This window comes from Streptomyces sp. NPDC052020, from assembly GCF_040680575.1.
Classification (GTDB): Bacteria; Actinomycetota; Actinomycetes; order Streptomycetales; family Streptomycetaceae; genus Streptomyces.
This window is the reverse complement of sequence record NZ_JBFAWY010000011.1, coordinates 1-15,028: the sequence shown is the minus strand read 5'-3', so window position 1 is coordinate 15,028 and position 15,028 is coordinate 1. Positions and strand designations below refer to the sequence as shown.

The following is a 15,028-nucleotide window of genomic DNA, read 5'->3' as shown; positions in this document are numbered from 1 at the left end:
GGCGGGCCGCTTCGGGGGCTCCGGCACGGTCACCTGACCGGCCGTGCGACGCTCCGGGCGGCGTCGCATACGCTCGGCACCACCATGAAGAGCCACCTGACCCCCCTGGAGCCGAAGGCCGACAAGGCCACGGTGCGACGGCACAACCTCAGCCTGGTGCTGCGGGCCGTGCATGACGCGGGGGAGGCGACCAGGGCCGGGATCGCGACGCACGTGGGCCTCACCCGGGCCGCGGTGTCGTCCCTGGTCGAGCAGTTGCTGGCGTACGGCTTCGTCAGCGAGTGGGGCAAGACGAGCAGCGGGCAGGCCGGACGGCCGGGGACCGTGCTGAAGATGGCCCGGTCGGGGCCGGCCGGGCTCGGGGTCGAGATCAACATCGACTACATCGCCGTCTGCGTGGTCGACCTCGCCGGCACCGACCGCGTCCGCCTGGTCGAGCACGTCGACAACCGCGGGGTGCGGCCGTCGGAGGTGCTGGCGCGCGCCGCCCGTCTCACCGCCCGCGCCATCGGGTCGGCCGCCGAGCAGGAACTGACGCCGGCCGGCGTCCACGTGGCGCTGCCGGGCCTGGTGACCGGCGGCACCGTGCGCCAGGCACCCAACCTCGGCTGGCAGCGCGTCGCCGTGGAAGGGCTGTTCGCCCAGGCGCTGCTGGCGCTCCCCACCCCGCACCGGGCGCTGCCGGTCAGCTCCGACAACGAGGCCAACGTCGCCGCGCTCGCCGAGCTGTGGTACGGCGCGGGCACCGAGGGCGTGCGCAGCTTCCTGTACCTGACCGGCGAGATCGGCATCGGCGGCGCCCTGGTCCTGGGCGGCGAACTGCTGCGCGGCGCGCACGGCTTCGCCGGGGAGATCGGGCATATGGTCGTCGACCCGCAGGGGCCGCGCTGCCGGTGCGGCGCCCGCGGCTGCCTGGAGCAGTACGCCGGGCAGAGCGCCCTGCTGGCGGCGGCCGGGCTCGACCCGGACGCGGGGGTCTCGGGCGTCGCCGAGCTCCAGCGGCGGGCCCGGCGCGGCGAGCCGTCCGCCCTGTCCGCGCTGGAGCGGGCGGGACGACAGCTGGGTGTCGTGGTGTCGGGCGCGGTCAACTTGTTCGACCCCGACGCGGTGATGCTCGGCGGCGTCTACCGGGACCTGATGGACTGGCTCGCGCCCGCCGTCGACCGCGAGCTCGCCCTCCGGGTGGTGTCCGGGCTGTGGAGCGCGGGCGGTGACCGGCTGCGGGCCGCCTCCTCGCTGGGGGACGCGGCACGGGGCGCCGCCGGGGTGATCGTCCGCGAGGTGCTCACCGACCCGGTGGCCTATGCCGAACGCGAGCCGGGCTGACCAGCGGGGGGTTGACGCTCCTACCACCGGCGCGTCCCGGGACGCCCGCCCGGCTCCGAGCGGACGGTGGGGCCGGGGCGGGCAGGGCCGGGGCCGTCGCGTCCCGCCGGCCCCGTGCGCCTCGCCGCGGTCAGCGGCGCTGTGCCGCGATCAGCTCCCGGTACCAGTGGTAGCTGTCCTTGGGCGTGCGCCGCTGCGTGTCGTAGTCGACGCGGACGATCCCGAACCGCTTTCCGTAGCCGTACGCCCACTCGAAGTTGTCCAGCAGCGACCAGACGTAGTAGCCGCGGACGTCGACGCCGGCGTCCATCGCCGCCCGCAGCGCCGTGAGATGGTCGCGCAGGTAGGCCACGCGGTCGGCGTCGTGCACCGCCCCGTCGGCGGCGACCGTGTCGTCCTCCGCCGAGCCGTTCTCGGTGATGTGGATCGGCGGCAGCGCCTCCCCGTACTGCTTCTTCAGCCGCACCAGCAGGTCGGTGAAGGTGTCCGGGGCGACCGGCCAGTCCATCGCCGTGTGCCGCACGCCCGGCAGCCGCACCTCCTCGTACCGGTTGTCCGTCGCCACCCGCTTCGCCGGGTCGGGCTCCCGGTGGGGCGCGTCGGCGACCACGATCGGCCGGTAGTAGTTGACGCCGAGGAAGTCCAGTGGCTGGGAGATCAGCTCCAGGTCGCCGTCGCGCCGGAAGTCCTGGCCGGTGATCAGCTCGCCCCAGGTCTCCTCCTCCGTGGCCGGGTAGCGGCCGGCCAGGATCGGCTCGGTCCACACCAGATTGTGCTGGGTGTCCGCGCGGACCACGGCCGCCAGATCGGCGGGGGAGTCGGTGGCCGGCAGGTTCCGGTCGAGGTTGAGCGTGATGCCCACCTCGCGCACCCCGGCCGCCCGCAGCGCCGACACCGCCAGTCCGTGACCCACCAGCAAGTGGTGGGCGGCGGCCAGGGCGCCCCGGCCCTCGCGGGCGCCGGGCGCGTGGCGGCCGACGGAATAGCCGAGGAAGGCGCTGCACCACGGCTCGTTGAGGGTGATCCAGCGCGGCACCCGGTCGCCGAGACGCTCGGCGACGAGGGCCGTGTACGCGGCGAACCGCTCGGCCGTCTCCCGCACCCGCCAGCCGCCCCGGTCCTCCAGCGCCTGGGGCAGGTCCCAGTGGTAGAGGGTGGCGGCCGGTTCGATGCCCGCCGCGAGCAGTTCGTCCACCAGCCGGGAGTAGAAGTCCAGGCCTTTGGGGTTCGCCGGGCCCGAGCCGTCGGGCACGATCCGCGGCCAGGCGATCGAGAAGCGGTAGGAGTCCACCCCCAGGTCGCGCAGCAGCGCCACGTCCTCGGGGTAGCGGTGGTAGTGGTCGCAGGCGACATCACCGGTGTCGCCGCCCGCGACCAGGCCGGGGGTGTGGCTGTAGGTGTCCCAGATCGACGGGCCGCGGCCGTCCTCGCGCGCCGCTCCCTCGATCTGGTACGAGGCGGTCGCCGCGCCGAAGACGAAACCGGGCGGGAAGCCGGGGAAGTCACTCATGGGTCGGGCCATCTCCAAGGGTGCGGTGGTCACTTGACGGATCCGCCGGTGATGCCGGCGGCGATGTACTTCTGGGCCAGGACGAGCAGGATCGCCGCCGGGACCGCGGACAGGACGGACGCCGCCATCACCGAGCCCCAGTCACCGACGTGCGCGCCGATGTACTGATAGATGCCCAGCGTGATCGGCTTGACGTCGTCCGTGGTGTTCAGGGTGAGGGCGAACATGAAGTCGCTCCACGAGAACAGGAACGCGAACAGGCCCGAGGTGATCAGCGAGTTGCGGCTCATGGGCAGCACCACCCGCACGAACGTGCGCACCGGCCCGGCCCCGTCCAGCTGCGCGGCCTCGATCACCTCGCCCGGGATGGACACCATGAAGGACCGCATCAGCACGATGGAGAACGGGATGCCGAGCGAGGCGTCCGCCAGCATCAGGCCGAAGTAGGAGTTGACCAGGCCGAGGTCGACGTACGAGTTGTACAGCGCGTTGGCGATGACGATGCCCGGCACCATCTGGGTGATCAGCGTGCCGAACACGATCCCGCGCGAGCCGCGCAGCCCGAACCGGGCCAGTCCGTACGCCGCCGGGGCCGCGATCAGCAGGCAGATCGCGACGGCGCCGAGCGAGACCGCCAGCGAGGTGAGCAGATGACCGCCCTGGTCGCTGACGGCCTTGGAGAAGCCGGACAGGTCCAGGCCGCCCGGCACCGGGTCGACCTGGAGCAGCCCCGACTCGGGCTGGAGCGCGGTGTTGAGCATCCAGTACAGCGGAAACAGCATCACGCACAGGATGAGCACCCCGGCGAGACTGGAGCCCCAGCGGCGCCGGGGCGTGGTCGGCGTGGGAGCGGCCATGTCCGTCACTTCCCCTCGGTGCGGTTGGCCCGCAGGTAGAACACCGCGAACACCGCGGAGATCAGGATGAGTACGTTGCCGACGACCGCGCCCGCCCCGAAGTCCAGCTGCACGAAGGAGTTCTGGTAGGTGAGCGTGCCGAGGGTCTGGGTGGCGTCGGCGGGACCGCCGTCGGTGAGGGCGAGGATCAGGTCGAGGATCTTGACCGTCGACATGAAGCCGAGCACGAGGACGACCGTGATGACCGGCTTGAGCATCGGCAGGGTGATCGAGCGGAAGGTCCGCCACGCCGACGCGCCGTCCAGCGAGGCCGCCTCGTACAGCTCCTTGGGGATCTCCTGGAGGCCGCCGTACAGGATGACCATGTTGAACGGGATGCCGATCCAGATGTTGACCAGCACGACCGACAGCAGGGCCAGGTCCGGGCTGGTGAGCCACGGCGTGTGACCGTCCAGGCCCACGGTGCCGAGGAACGAGTTCAGCACGCCCGTGTCCTGGTCGAGGATGCGCCGCCACACGATGCCGGACACCACCATGGGCACCAGCCAGGGCAGCAGGATCAGTGAGCGCAGCGCCCCGCTCAGGGGGAACCTGCGGTTGAAGAAGACGGCGAGGGCGAGCCCTACGCAGAACTGCCCGAGCAGCGAGCCGGCGGTGAAGACGAGCGTGTGCCACAGGGCCTTGCCGAACAGGGCGTCCTGGAACACGTTCGCCCAGTTGTCGGTGCCGTTGAAGGGCGCCTCGCCGGTGAAGAACGTCTTCGGTGTGTAGTGCTGGAAGCTCATCACGACGTTGCGGACGAGCGGGTAGCCGAAGAACAGCAGCATGAAGACGACCGCGGGGGCGACGAACCCCCACTGGGCGAGCCGGCGGCGCAGCCGGCCGGGGCCGGCGGAGCGGGCCGGTGGGACGGTGGTGGCCGGCGCCGGAGCGGTGGCGGTGGACATGACGGCGTACCTCAGTTCCCGCTCGTGGCCCGCTGCTGGGCGCGCTGGAGGGCGGCTTCGCTGGTCTGGCCGGTCAGGGCGGACTGGAAGGCGCTCTGGAGGGCGAGCGACACGTTGGGCCAGCCGGCGCCGAGCCGCGCCGTACGGGACCGGGCGGCGGCCACCTGGTCGGCGAGGGCGTCCAGCTCGGGCACCCGCTCCCGCCAGACGGCGGCGGCCTTGGCGTTGGCCGGGACCATCCAGCTGTTGAGCGCGTAGGTCAGCTGCTCCTTCTCACCCGCCAGGCAGGCGACGATCCGGCCGGCCGTCCGCTCCCGCTCCGCGTCCCCGGTGCGGGGCACGGTGAGCACGGCCCCGCCCAGCGGGCCGACCGACGTGGCCCCCGCCTCGGGCACCGGGATCTCGGCGATGCCCCAGTGCAGCGACTTCTTGCTGTTGAGCGTCTCCACCTGCCACGGCCCGTTGATCATCATGGCCGCGTTGCCCGCCATGAACTGGTCGTTGACGTCCGCCTGCGTCCAGTTGACCGTCGACTTCGACAGCGAGCCGTCCTTCAGCAGCGCCTTCCAGTAGTCGAGCGCCTCCACGACCCGCGGGCCGTCCAGCTTCCGCTCGTCGCCGCCGTTGGACCACATGAACGGGGTGAACTGGAAGACGCCGTCCTCCGCGCCGCCCGCGCTCAGCGCCAGCCCGTACCGCCTGCCCTCGGTCAGCTTCCGCGCCGTCTCGCGCAGCTCGGCCCAGGTGGTGGGCACCCGTACCCCGGCCTCGTCGAGGATGTCCTTGTTGTAGAAGAGCGCGAGGGTGTTCACCGACCGCGCCGCGCCGTAGTACGTCCCCTGGTAGGAGCCGAAGTCCACGATCCCCTCGGGGATGTCCCGGGTGCTCAGGCCCAGCGTCCGGAGGTCGACGAGACCGCCGGCCTCCGCGAAGACCGGCATCTCGGAGGCGTCGAACTGCACGATGTCCGGCAGCGACTTCGAGGACGCCATGCGCAGCGCCTTCGTCATCACCTGCGCCGCCGGGACGCTCTGCTGTTCGATCCGCACGCCCAGCCGCTCGCCGCAGCGGGCCATCGCCTCCGCGTCCCAGCGGTGGTAGGACTCGTCGGTCGAGGAGTTCATCACGGTGTACACATCGCCGTCGCGTTGCTGCGCGCAGCCGGCCAGCGCCGCCCCGGCGATCAGGACGGAGGCGGCGGCCAGTGGCGTGACGGCTCCGCGCGAGCGTCCGCGCAGGCGGCGTACGGCGGCCGGAGAAGGTGCTGTCACGGTGGGTGTGCTGCCCCGCGTGAAGCGTTCGGACATTGCTAGCGGCCCTTGCTGTCGTACCGCTCGGCCCCTTCGCCGAACGGATTTGTTTGATGTGATGACTAATACGTCAGCAACGGGTCGGCGCGCTAGGGAAAGTGGCGTCCGTCTCGCTGTTTCGGAGGGTGAAAACCGCTTGTCACTCGGTGATAAGCCCTGGTCACGCTGTTGCTTGCGGCCCGGGGGGTCCCTGGAAGGCATTTGTTTTGTGTACGATCAAATCGCTTCGCGCGGTCCCTTCCGGGGGCCGTCGGACAGCTCCAGGCCGAAACTCCGTCGCCAGTTCGTCGAAGCGCCGTCGAACTCCGTCGAATCGCCGTCGAAACGGCGTCGATCGAGCGTCGAATGGCCGTCGAATTACTGTCGAACGAAGTCGAATGGGCTGGGGCCGGAACAGCTCGGCCGAACAGCTACCGCCGAACGGTTCCCCACCGGACGGATCCCGCCCCACCCGAGGAAGATCATGAAGTTCACCGATGGCTTCTGGCTCGTCCGCGACGGTGTGCGCATCTCGTACGCCACCGACGTCCGTGACGTGCGCTCCGGCGCCGACCGTTTCACCGCCCACGCCGCCGTCCGGAAGGTGACCGGCAGAGGGGGCACGCTCAACGCGCCGCTCCTCACGGTCGACTGCTTCTCCCCGGCCGAGGGCGTGATCGGCGTCCGCGTCACCCACCACGCGGGCAAGCGCCGCCCGGGCCCCGACTTCGCCCTCACCACACCCGCCGGCGAGACCGCCCGGGTGCGCAGGGACGGCACCGTCACGGAACTGACCAGCGGCCCGCTGACCCTGCGCCTGGACGAGTCGGCCCCCTGGGCCCTCGCCTTCCACGACGCGGACGGACGCGAGCTGACCCGGTCGGGGCGCAAGGGCACCGCCTTCGCCGTCACCGGCGACGGCACCCACCACATGCTCGCCCAGCTCGCCCTCGGAGTCGGCGAGCAGATCTACGGCCTCGGCGAGCGGTTCACCCCGTTCGTCAAGAACGGCCAGGTCGTCGACATCTGGCAGGCCGACGGCGGCACCAGCAGCGAACAGGCCTACAAGAACGTCCCCTTCTACCTCTCCTCGCGCGGCTACGGCGTCTTCGTCAACCACCCCGGCGCGGTCTCCTTCGAGGTCGGCTCCGAGTCCGTCGGGCAGGTCCAGTTCAGCGTCGAGGACCAGACGCTGGAGTACTACGTCGTCGCCGGCCCCACCCCCAAGGACGTGCTGACCCGCTACACGGCCCTCACCGGCCGCCCGGCGCTGCCGCCCGCCTGGTCCTTCGGCCTGTGGCTCAGCACCTCCTTCACCACCTCCTACGACGAGCGGACCGTGATGTCCTTCGTCGACGGCATGGCCGAGCGCGGCATCCCCGTGTCCGTCTTCCACTTCGACTGCTTCTGGATGCGCGAGTACCAGTGGTGCGACTTCCAGTGGGACCCGGACGTCTTCCCCGATCCGGAGGGCATGCTGGCCCGGCTGAAGGAGAAGGGCCTGCGGGTCAGCGCCTGGATCAACCCCTACATCGCCCAGAAGTCGCCGCTGTTCGACGAGGCCGCCGCCCTCGGCCACCTGGTGCGCCGGCCCGACGGCGACATCTGGCAGTGGGACCTGTGGCAGGCGGGCATGGGACTGGTCGACTTCACCAGCCCCGACGCGCGCGCCTGGTTCCAGTCCAAGCTGAAGCCGCTGCTCGACCAGGGCGTCGACTGCTTCAAGACGGACTTCGGCGAGCGCGTCCCCACCGACGTCGTCTGGCACGACGGCTCCGACCCCGAGCGGATGCACAACTACTACACCCACCTCTACAACCGGACCGTGTTCGAACTCCTGGAGCAGGAGCGCGGCCCGGGCGAGGCCGTGCTCTTCGCCCGGTCCGCGACCGCGGGCGGCCAGCAGTACCCGGTGCACTGGGGCGGCGACTGCTGGTCCTCCTTCGAGGCCATGGCCGAGTCCCTGCGCGGCGGTCTGTCGCTGTCCCTGAGCGGCTTCGGCTTCTGGAGCCACGACATCGGCGGCTTCGAGGGCACCCCCGAGCCGTCGGTGTTCAAGCGCTGGCTGGCCTTCGGCCTGCTGTCCTCGCACAGCCGCCTGCACGGCTCCTCGTCGTACCGGGTGCCGTGGGAGTTCGGCGACGAGGCGGTCGCCGTCGCCCGGCACTTCACCCTGCTCAAGCACCGGCTCATGCCCTACCTGTACGGCGCCGCCGCCGAGGCCCACCGCACCGGCGTGCCGGTGATGCGGCCCATGGTGCTGGAGTTCCCGCACGACCCGGCGTGCCGCCCGCTGGACCGCCAGTACATGCTCGGCCCCGACCTGCTGGTCGCCCCGGTCTTCACCGAGGACGGCGAGGTCGAGGTCTACCTCCCCGAGGGCACCTGGACCCACCTCCTCAGCGGCGAGCGGGTCACCGGCCCGGCCTGGCGCACCGAACGGCACGGCTACGACAGCCTCCCGCTGTACGTCCGTGAGGGCGCCGTCCTGCCGCTGGCCGCCGACGGCACCCGCCCCGACGGCGACTGGCTGGAGGCCCTCACCCTGCTCGTCCACCCCTCCACCGGGCCCGGGTACGACGCCGAGATCACCGTGCCCGACGCGGCCGGGGCGCCGGCGGCCGGCTTCCGCGTGCGGCGCGACGGCGATCTGCTGCGCGTCACCGCGAGCGGCACCGGCCGGCCGTTCACCGTGCGCGTGGCGGGCGGCGCGAGCGCCGAGGGGACGGGCGAGGTGACCGTGCCGCTGGCCTGACACGCGGCCGCGCGGGAGGGGCGGACGGCCCCCGGTGGACGACACGCCGGACCGGACGCACGTGGGGCCGCCGTCCTCGACGCGCCACGACGATCACCGCCCGTGCACCGCGACCGTTCCTCCCGGCGACGCGGAGACGACGGCTCAGCAGTTGAGTCCGCCAGGACCACCGAAGAAGCGGTAGGGGCGCGGCGACGTTCACGACCTCTCGCCACTGGCCGTCAGCCGCATGACGGCGCCGGGGCCGCGTGCCGAGAGGTCGTACCAGGAAGCGCTTGACCTGGTGCGCTCGCGGCCGCTCACGGAGGACGCACGGGCTCTTTCCGAGACCGCACGGGAACTGCCGGAAGACGAGCGGCAGAGTCGTCCCGCGCCGCAGGTCGACGTACGCGCCCGCGAGCTGCCCGTCGCCACCAGGCGGTCGGCGGCCTGCCGCGGCACCGCGACGACCGGAGCTGGGGCGTGCCGCGACGCGTGCGAGGGCCGAACCAGATGGCTGCGCCCTGTCGGGGTGGCGTCGCGGGAACCTCCGTGACCTGGACGGGGGTGCCTCACGAACCGGCGTGCGCCGGACGGCGTTCCCGGCTGCCGGGATGGCGGTGCCGCCAGATCCAGAAGACCGCGCTGGACAGCAGCGCCCAGCCGGTCAGCACCAGGAAGGGGAACGCGTGCTGGTGGCCCGGGAAGTACACCGCCGTGTGCTGGGCGTTGATCGAGGCGCCGGGCGGCAGCCACTGGCCGATCACCCCCAGCACCGACGGCAGCAGCGGCCAGGACACCGCGCCGCCGGAGGACGGGTTGCCCAGCAGCACCATCAGCCCCCACGTCGGCAGCATGGCCCAGCGGCCGACCAGGGTGTTGAACATGGTGAAGACCATGCCGCTGGCGAACATCGTGAACGCCAGGATCAGCCACGACTCGACGAACGGCAGGTCGAGCGCGCCCAGCAGCCAGTCCACCACCGCCGCGACGGCGAAGGCGCCGAGCAGCGCGTAGGCCAGCGTGAAGGCGATCCGCTCCAGCGGAGTGAGCGCCCGCGCGTGCACGCTCAGCTGGATCGCCCCGACGAAGCCGATGATCACGGCGGCGAGCGAGATGTAGAAGATCGCCAGCCCGCGCGGGTCGCCCTCCTGGAGGGGTTTGATGTCCCGGACGGTGACCTCCACCCCCGTCTGCGCGCCCACGGCGGGCGCCGCCTCGGCCAGGACCTGGGCGACGGAGGCGCCCGAGGCGCTCGACAGGTCCATGAGGACGGAGCGGCCGTCGTCCCGCAGTTCCAGGAGCGCGAACACCTCCTGTTCCTCGACCGCCCGCCGGGCGTCGGCGACGCTGCCGTAGGTGCGCACCTTCACCGAGGCGTTGAGGGCCTTCTCCAGCCCCACCAGGAAGGCCCGGCCCCGCCCCTGCTCGTAGGAACCGACCACCGCCGTCGGGATGGAGCGCGGCGTCGGGTTGGCCATGGAGTACGTGTAGGAACCCGCGAAGAGACCGGCCGCGGCCGCCAGGATGAACACCAGCACCACGGCCGGCAGGAACGGGGACTCCTTGAACTGGGCCCACCGCTGCGCGGGCGTCGGCGGCCTGCCGTGCTCACCGTGTGACATGTCGGGCATCTCACGCTCGTTCGCTCGTCCTGTGCCGGGGGTGCGGTTGCCGCCGCCGGCGCGGTCCTGTCGCCGTCCGGTGAGGCCCGGGTGCCGCCGGGCCGCCGCGCCGGGCGGGTCAGACGCGCACCAGGGGCGTGTCGACGAGGTGCTCCGCGATGAACCACGCCTGGAGTTCGTTGGTGCGGACGACATCCGAGACCAGCAGGTCGTTGGTGCCGTCGTCGCCCTGCTCCTGGGTGCGGGCCGCGGCGTCGTGGCAGTCGGTCAGGATCAGCTCGTGCGCCTCCAGCAGCCGCGACAGCATGGCCGGCACCTCCTCCACCCCGTCCGGCGGGCGCGGCACGCTGGTGATCTCCGCGACATGACGGGGGTCGCCGACCGCCACCCCGCCCAGGGTCTGGACGCGTTCCGCGATCGTGTCGATCAGCTCCAGCTGCTCGCCCGCGTGCTTGTCCAGCAGCAGATGCAGCTGGTAGAACGTCGCCCCGCGCATCAGCCAGTGGTACTTCTTGTACAGGTCGTGCAGGATGCGCGTGTCCGCCAGCACCTTGTTGAGCCGCTGGCAGGAGTAGAGGCGGGCCTCCATGGCCAGGGCCACGGGGAACTGCTTGACGGTGCCGAACTCCTGGATGACGCGGCCCCTTTGGTGCAGCCACGGCTGGCTGCCGTCCGGGTCCCGCCCCGCGGGCGTCGACTGGGGATCGCTGGTCACGCCTGAACTCCTTCCACGGAGAGCCAAGGGGGTGCCGGGGCGCCGCACATCCGGCTCCGGCCCCCCGCGACAGTCGATCAGCAGCCAGGCCGCCCCGCAAACGCTGCGGCCCGAGTGAGGCACGGGCCCGCCCGGACCGGTGGCGGACGCCGCCCGTGATGTCCCCCGGGGGGTTGTCCGGACATCAGGGACGCCCCTAAGGTTCAGCGGGAGTGAAAGCGCTTTCTGTCCGCGCTGTCCACCGTACGTCCGAGGAGGACCGCATGGCCCGCACGTCCCCGGCCCCCGCCCGCCGCCGCGTCGCCGTCGTCGGCACCGGTGCCGTCGTCGGCGGCGGCCACCTGCCCGCGCTCAGGGCCCACGCCGACCGCGCCGACCTGGTCGCCGCCGTCGACGTGGACGCCGACCGGCTGGCCGCCTTCCGGGAGCTGGCGGGCGCGGACGTCGCCGGGTACACGTCGATGGCCGCCATGCTGGACGCCGAGCGCCCCGACCTCGTCCTCATCGGCACGCCGCCGTCGCTGCACCGGGACCAGACGGTGGCCGCCCTGAAAGCGGGCGCCTGGGTGCTCTGCGAGAAACCGCTGTGCCTGTCCCTCGCCGCGTACGACGACATCGCGGCGGCCGAGGAGGCGTCCGGGGCGTACGCGTCCGTGGTCTTCCAGCACCGCTACGGCTCCGGTGCCGTCCACGCCCGCGATCTCATCGCCCGCGGCGAGCTCGGCGCCCCCCTGGTCGCGCACTGCCAGACCACCTGGCACCGCGACACCGCCTACTACGCGGTGCCCTGGCGCGGGCGGTGGGCCACCGAGGGCGGCGGGCCGACCATGGGCCACGGCATCCACCAGTACGACCTGCTGCTGCACCTGCTCGGCCCCTGGGAGGAGGTCCGGGCGATGGCCGCGCGCCTGGTCCACGACACCGAGAGCGAGGACGTCTCCACGGCGCTGGTGCGGTTCGCCAACGGCGCCCTGGCCACCGTCGTCAACAGCGTGCTGTCCCCGGACGAGGTCAGCCGCGTCCGCGTCGACTGCGCCGACGCCACGGTGGAGCTCACCCACCTGTACGGGCACCGCAACGACGACTGGGTCTACACCCCGGCGCCGCACGTCGCCCCCGACCGCGCCGCCGCCTGGCGCGCCCCGGCCGCCGACGTGCCCAGCTCGCACACCGCCCAGCTCGGCGCCCTCCTCGACGCCTACGACCGCGGCGTACGGCCGCCCGGCAGCGGCACCGAGGCCCGCGCCACCCTCGAATTCGCCGCCGCCCTGTACAAGGCGGCCTTCACCGGCCGCCCGGTCCGCGCCGGAGAGATCGGCCCCGGCGACCCGTACTACGCCGCCATGCACGGCGACCACCCCGAGTGGGCCCCCAAGGAGCGCGCATGAACCTCCGCGTCAGCCACGAGCACGGCGACCACGTCGCGGTCACCGCGGCGGGCGGCACCGAGATCCTGCGGTACGTCTACCGCCCCGACCCCGACCCGTTCGAGTCAAGGAAGCCGTACGCCCACCCGGTGCGCACCCTGGCCGGGCGCACCGTCACCGGCTACCGCCCCAGCGACCACCGCTGGCACAAGGGCGTGCAGATGACGGCGAGCCACCTCTCCGGCCAGAACTTCTGGGGCGGCAACTCCTATGTGCACGGCCGGGGTTACCTGGCCCTGCCCGAGCGCGTCGGCTCCATGCGGCACGACGGCTTCTCCGCGTTCACGGCCGAGGACGACCGCCTCGCCCTCACCGAGGACCTGACCTGGGTGGCGCACCACGGGGAGGAATGGGCCCGCGAGGCACGCGGCCTCACCGTCCACTCGGTCGACGAGGAGGCCGGGGCCTGGGCCCTGGACTGGTCGATCCACCTCACCAACCTCCGCGCCGAGCCCCTGGCCTTCGGCTCCCCGACCACCGCCGGGCGCGAGATGGCCGGCTACACCGGGCTGCACTGGCGCGGTCCCCGCGACTTCACCGGCGGCACCGTGTTCGCCCCCGGCACCGACGCGGGCGCCGCGGACCTCATGGGCACCCAGGGCCCCTGGCTCGCCTTCACCGCCGAGCACGACGAGACCGACGCGCACTCCACGCTCGTCTTCGCGCACGCACCGGAGAACCTGGACGACGCGCGCGCGATCCACCCGTCCCACTGGTTCGTGCGCGCCGAACCGGTCCCGGCGGTCGCCTTCTCATGGGCGTTCTTCGAGGAGTTCGAGCTGCCGCCCGGCGAGGCGTTCACCTTCCGCTACCGCCTCGTCGTCGCCGACGGCGCCTGGGACCGCCACCGCGTCGCCGCCCACCTGGAGCGCCTGCCGTGGTGAACGACGCCCCCCGGCCCGCGCTCCCGCGCCCCCTGCCCGGGGCGGTCGGCCTGTCCCATCTGAGCGCCTACGACTGGGAGGCCGCCGACGGCGTGTGCGGCGGCAGCCCGCACCTGCACCTGGTGTGCGCGGAGGCGTACGTCGTCACCGGCGGGCACGGCGCGGTGCAGACGCTGAGTCCCGACGGCTACCGGGACATCCCCCTGGAGCCCGGCTCGGTCGCCTGGTTCACGCCGGGCACCGTGCACCGCATGGTGCAGGGCGGGGGCCTGCGCGTCACCGTGCTGATGCAGAACAGCGGCCTGCCGGAGGCCGGGGACGCCGTCTTCACCTTCCCGCCGAAGGTGCTCGCGGACCCGGAGGCGTACGCCGCCGCGGCGACGGTGCCGCCGGGGACCGGACCCCGGACGGAGGCGGCGGCCCGGCGGCGCAGGGACCTCGCCGTCGAGGGCTACCTCGCCCTGCGCGAGGCGCTCGTCTCCGGGGACGACGGTCCGCTGCGGGCGTTCCAGCGTGCCGCCGCCCGCCTTGTCCGCGACCAGGTGCCCCGCTGGCGGGAGCTGTGGCGGGCCGGTGCGCTGGCCGCCGCCGAACGCACCGGCGCGCAGCTCGACGCGCTGGCGGCGGGCGACCCGTCCCACCTCGGCGCCGCCACCGCCTACCGGGCCGCGCCGACCCGGCTCGGCGGTTACGGCATGTGCGGGCGGCGCGACGAGTACGCGCTGCCGGGGACCACGCTGCCCTACCGGAGCCCGTAGGCCCGGCCGTCACACGCCCGTCGTCCGCGCCGCGCGCTCCCGCCGCGCCGGGCACCGGCCCACCGCCGCGCTCTCGCGGCGGCCCGGAGCACGGCTCGCGCGGTGCGGGAGGGCTCAGTGCCTCCGGCCGGCCGGTCCTCCGCCGGGACCCCGGCCCACCGCCGACGACGCCGTCAGCGCGGCGGCGGCGCTCGCGATGCCCAGCACCGCCCCCGCGGCCACGTCACCCGGATAGTGCACGCCGGTGTGGACGCGGGAGTACCCGACGGCGCTCGCCAGCGCCCCGAGCGGTACCGCCGCCCCCGGCAGGACCACCCCGACGGCGATGGCGAACGCCACCGCCGACGCCGTGTGACCGGAAGGAAACGACGCCGACGCGGGCATCGGCACACGCCGGTCCACGGTCACCCGGGCCGCCTCCCGGTCGGGCCGGGCCCTGCGCACCAGGCGCTTGCCGAGCAGGTTGGCCGAGACCGAGGCCACGGCGACGGCGCCCACCCCGACCAGCGCCGCCCTGCGGGGCCGGGGGCCGCCTGCGGCGAGGGCCGCGGCGATGGCCAGCGAGATCCTGGAGTGGTCGGCCGCGTGCGACAGGCGCCGCAGGGCGCGGTCCAGCGCGGGCGTGGGGGTGGCGGCCACGGCGGCGTACAGGGCGCCGTCCACGGCCCGCAGATCGCCGAGGACCGCCGCGGGACCCCTCCGGCGGTGGGGCACGGGACCGGCCGCCGGGGCGGGCGGTCCGGTCGTGTCACCGTCGGCGTCGGTCGGTTCGGTCATGGGTTCCTTCCCCCGAGGGCGCGGCGGGGCGGCGTCCACCCGCCCCGCGGTCCGTTGCCGCACCAGCCTGGTCCCCGCCCGCCCCGGCCGCCGCCCGGCGCGCCCGTCCGGGCGGGCGCCCCGCAGTCCGGCCCCGGTGGTACCCGCCCCGGCGTGGTGGACGACGGCGGCGGTGCGGG

At 73.4% G+C, this 15,028-nt stretch carries 12 protein-coding genes; 5 read left to right on the top strand and 7 right to left on the bottom strand.

All coding sequences use genetic code 11. The features are described from left to right. The first annotated feature begins 84 nt into the window (after positions 1-84). Complete coding sequence (locus AB0L74_RS13775) at positions 85-1,326, top strand: ROK family protein (RefSeq protein WP_365650129.1); 1,242 nt, start codon at positions 85-87, stop codon at positions 1,324-1,326. Between the two features lie 130 nt (positions 1,327-1,456). Here the strand turns inward: AB0L74_RS13775 and AB0L74_RS13770 are convergent, their stop codons facing one another. The 4 genes from AB0L74_RS13770 to AB0L74_RS13755 are packed head-to-tail and all read right to left on the bottom strand — an operon-like array spanning position 1,457 to position 5,947. After that, complete coding sequence (locus AB0L74_RS13770; RefSeq protein WP_365650127.1) at positions 1,457-2,836, bottom strand: GH1 family beta-glucosidase; 1,380 nt, start codon at positions 2,834-2,836, stop codon at positions 1,457-1,459. A 29-nt stretch (positions 2,837-2,865) separates the two neighbouring features. After that, the gene (locus tag AB0L74_RS13765; RefSeq protein ID WP_365650124.1) at positions 2,866-3,693 is read right to left on the bottom strand and encodes a carbohydrate ABC transporter permease; all 828 of its coding nucleotides are present in this window, start codon (positions 3,691-3,693) and stop codon (positions 2,866-2,868) included. 5 nt (positions 3,694-3,698) lie between these two features. Continuing rightward, positions 3,699-4,640 (bottom strand): sugar ABC transporter permease, encoded by a 942-nt coding sequence (locus AB0L74_RS13760; RefSeq protein ID WP_365650121.1) that lies wholly within the window; start codon positions 4,638-4,640, stop codon positions 3,699-3,701. Between the two features lie 11 nt (positions 4,641-4,651). Continuing rightward, a complete protein-coding gene (locus tag AB0L74_RS13755) occupies positions 4,652-5,947 on the bottom strand; it encodes a sugar ABC transporter substrate-binding protein (protein ID WP_365650118.1) in 1,296 nt (431 codons plus the stop codon). 466 nt (positions 5,948-6,413) lie between these two features. Here AB0L74_RS13755 and yicI point away from each other — a divergent pair, with 466 nt between their 5' ends. Further along, on the top strand, positions 6,414-8,684 hold the full coding sequence (yicI, locus tag AB0L74_RS13750; protein WP_365650115.1) for an alpha-xylosidase: 2,271 nt from the start codon (positions 6,414-6,416) through the stop codon (positions 8,682-8,684). 551 nt (positions 8,685-9,235) lie between these two features. Here yicI and AB0L74_RS13745 read toward each other — a convergent pair. Both AB0L74_RS13745 and AB0L74_RS13740 read right to left on the bottom strand, forming a co-directional pair. Then, entirely contained in the window at positions 9,236-10,297 is a 1,062-nt protein-coding gene (locus AB0L74_RS13745) for an ABC transporter permease (protein WP_365650112.1), read from the bottom strand. A gap of 109 nt (positions 10,298-10,406) precedes the next feature. Further along, positions 10,407-11,003 (bottom strand): DNA starvation/stationary phase protection protein, encoded by a 597-nt coding sequence (locus AB0L74_RS13740; protein ID WP_365650109.1) that lies wholly within the window; start codon positions 11,001-11,003, stop codon positions 10,407-10,409. 263 nt (positions 11,004-11,266) lie between these two features. Here AB0L74_RS13740 and AB0L74_RS13735 point away from each other — a divergent pair, with 263 nt between their 5' ends. From AB0L74_RS13735 to AB0L74_RS13725, 3 genes are read left to right on the top strand one after another with little or no spacing between them, the layout of a single operon-like run. Beyond that, on the top strand, positions 11,267-12,391 hold the full coding sequence (locus tag AB0L74_RS13735; protein ID WP_365650106.1) for a Gfo/Idh/MocA family oxidoreductase: 1,125 nt from the start codon (positions 11,267-11,269) through the stop codon (positions 12,389-12,391). After that, positions 12,388-13,314: a PmoA family protein gene (locus AB0L74_RS13730; RefSeq protein WP_365650104.1), complete on the top strand. Its 927-nt coding sequence runs from the start codon at positions 12,388-12,390 to the stop codon at positions 13,312-13,314. Before AB0L74_RS13735 ends, AB0L74_RS13730 begins: the two co-directional genes overlap by 4 nt. Beyond that, positions 13,308-14,072, top strand: coding sequence for a cupin (locus AB0L74_RS13725; protein WP_365650101.1), 765 nt, complete (start codon positions 13,308-13,310; stop codon positions 14,070-14,072). The genes AB0L74_RS13730 and AB0L74_RS13725 overlap by 7 nt, the downstream gene beginning before the upstream one ends. Before the next feature lie 114 nt (positions 14,073-14,186). Here the strand turns inward: AB0L74_RS13725 and AB0L74_RS13720 are convergent, their stop codons facing one another. After that, positions 14,187-14,849 carry a phosphatase PAP2 family protein gene (locus AB0L74_RS13720; RefSeq protein WP_365650098.1) on the bottom strand — a complete coding sequence of 221 codons (663 nt, stop codon included), beginning with the start codon at positions 14,847-14,849 and terminating at the stop codon, positions 14,187-14,189. Positions 14,850-15,028 lie beyond the last annotated feature (179 nt).

Bases quoted from the DNA above. Each gene is read 5' to 3' on its own strand.
- AB0L74_RS13775 (WP_365650129.1), top strand. From the start codon at position 85: ATGAAGAGCCACCTGACCCCCCTGGAGCCGAAGGCCGACAAGGCCACG.
- AB0L74_RS13770 (WP_365650127.1), bottom strand. From the start codon at position 2,836: ATGAGTGACTTCCCCGGCTTCCCGCCCGGTTTCGTCTTCGGCGCGGCG.
- AB0L74_RS13765 (WP_365650124.1), bottom strand. From the start codon at position 3,693: ATGGCCGCTCCCACGCCGACCACGCCCCGGCGCCGCTGGGGCTCCAGT.
- AB0L74_RS13760 (WP_365650121.1), bottom strand. From the start codon at position 4,640: ATGTCCACCGCCACCGCTCCGGCGCCGGCCACCACCGTCCCACCGGCC.
- AB0L74_RS13755 (WP_365650118.1), bottom strand. From the start codon at position 5,947: ATGTCCGAACGCTTCACGCGGGGCAGCACACCCACCGTGACAGCACCT.
- yicI (WP_365650115.1), top strand. From the start codon at position 6,414: ATGAAGTTCACCGATGGCTTCTGGCTCGTCCGCGACGGTGTGCGCATC.
- AB0L74_RS13745 (WP_365650112.1), bottom strand. From the start codon at position 10,297: ATGCCCGACATGTCACACGGTGAGCACGGCAGGCCGCCGACGCCCGCG.
- AB0L74_RS13735 (WP_365650106.1), top strand. From the start codon at position 11,267: ATGGCCCGCACGTCCCCGGCCCCCGCCCGCCGCCGCGTCGCCGTCGTC.
- AB0L74_RS13730 (WP_365650104.1), top strand. From the start codon at position 12,388: ATGAACCTCCGCGTCAGCCACGAGCACGGCGACCACGTCGCGGTCACC.
- AB0L74_RS13720 (WP_365650098.1), bottom strand. From the start codon at position 14,849: ATGACCGAACCGACCGACGCCGACGGTGACACGACCGGACCGCCCGCC.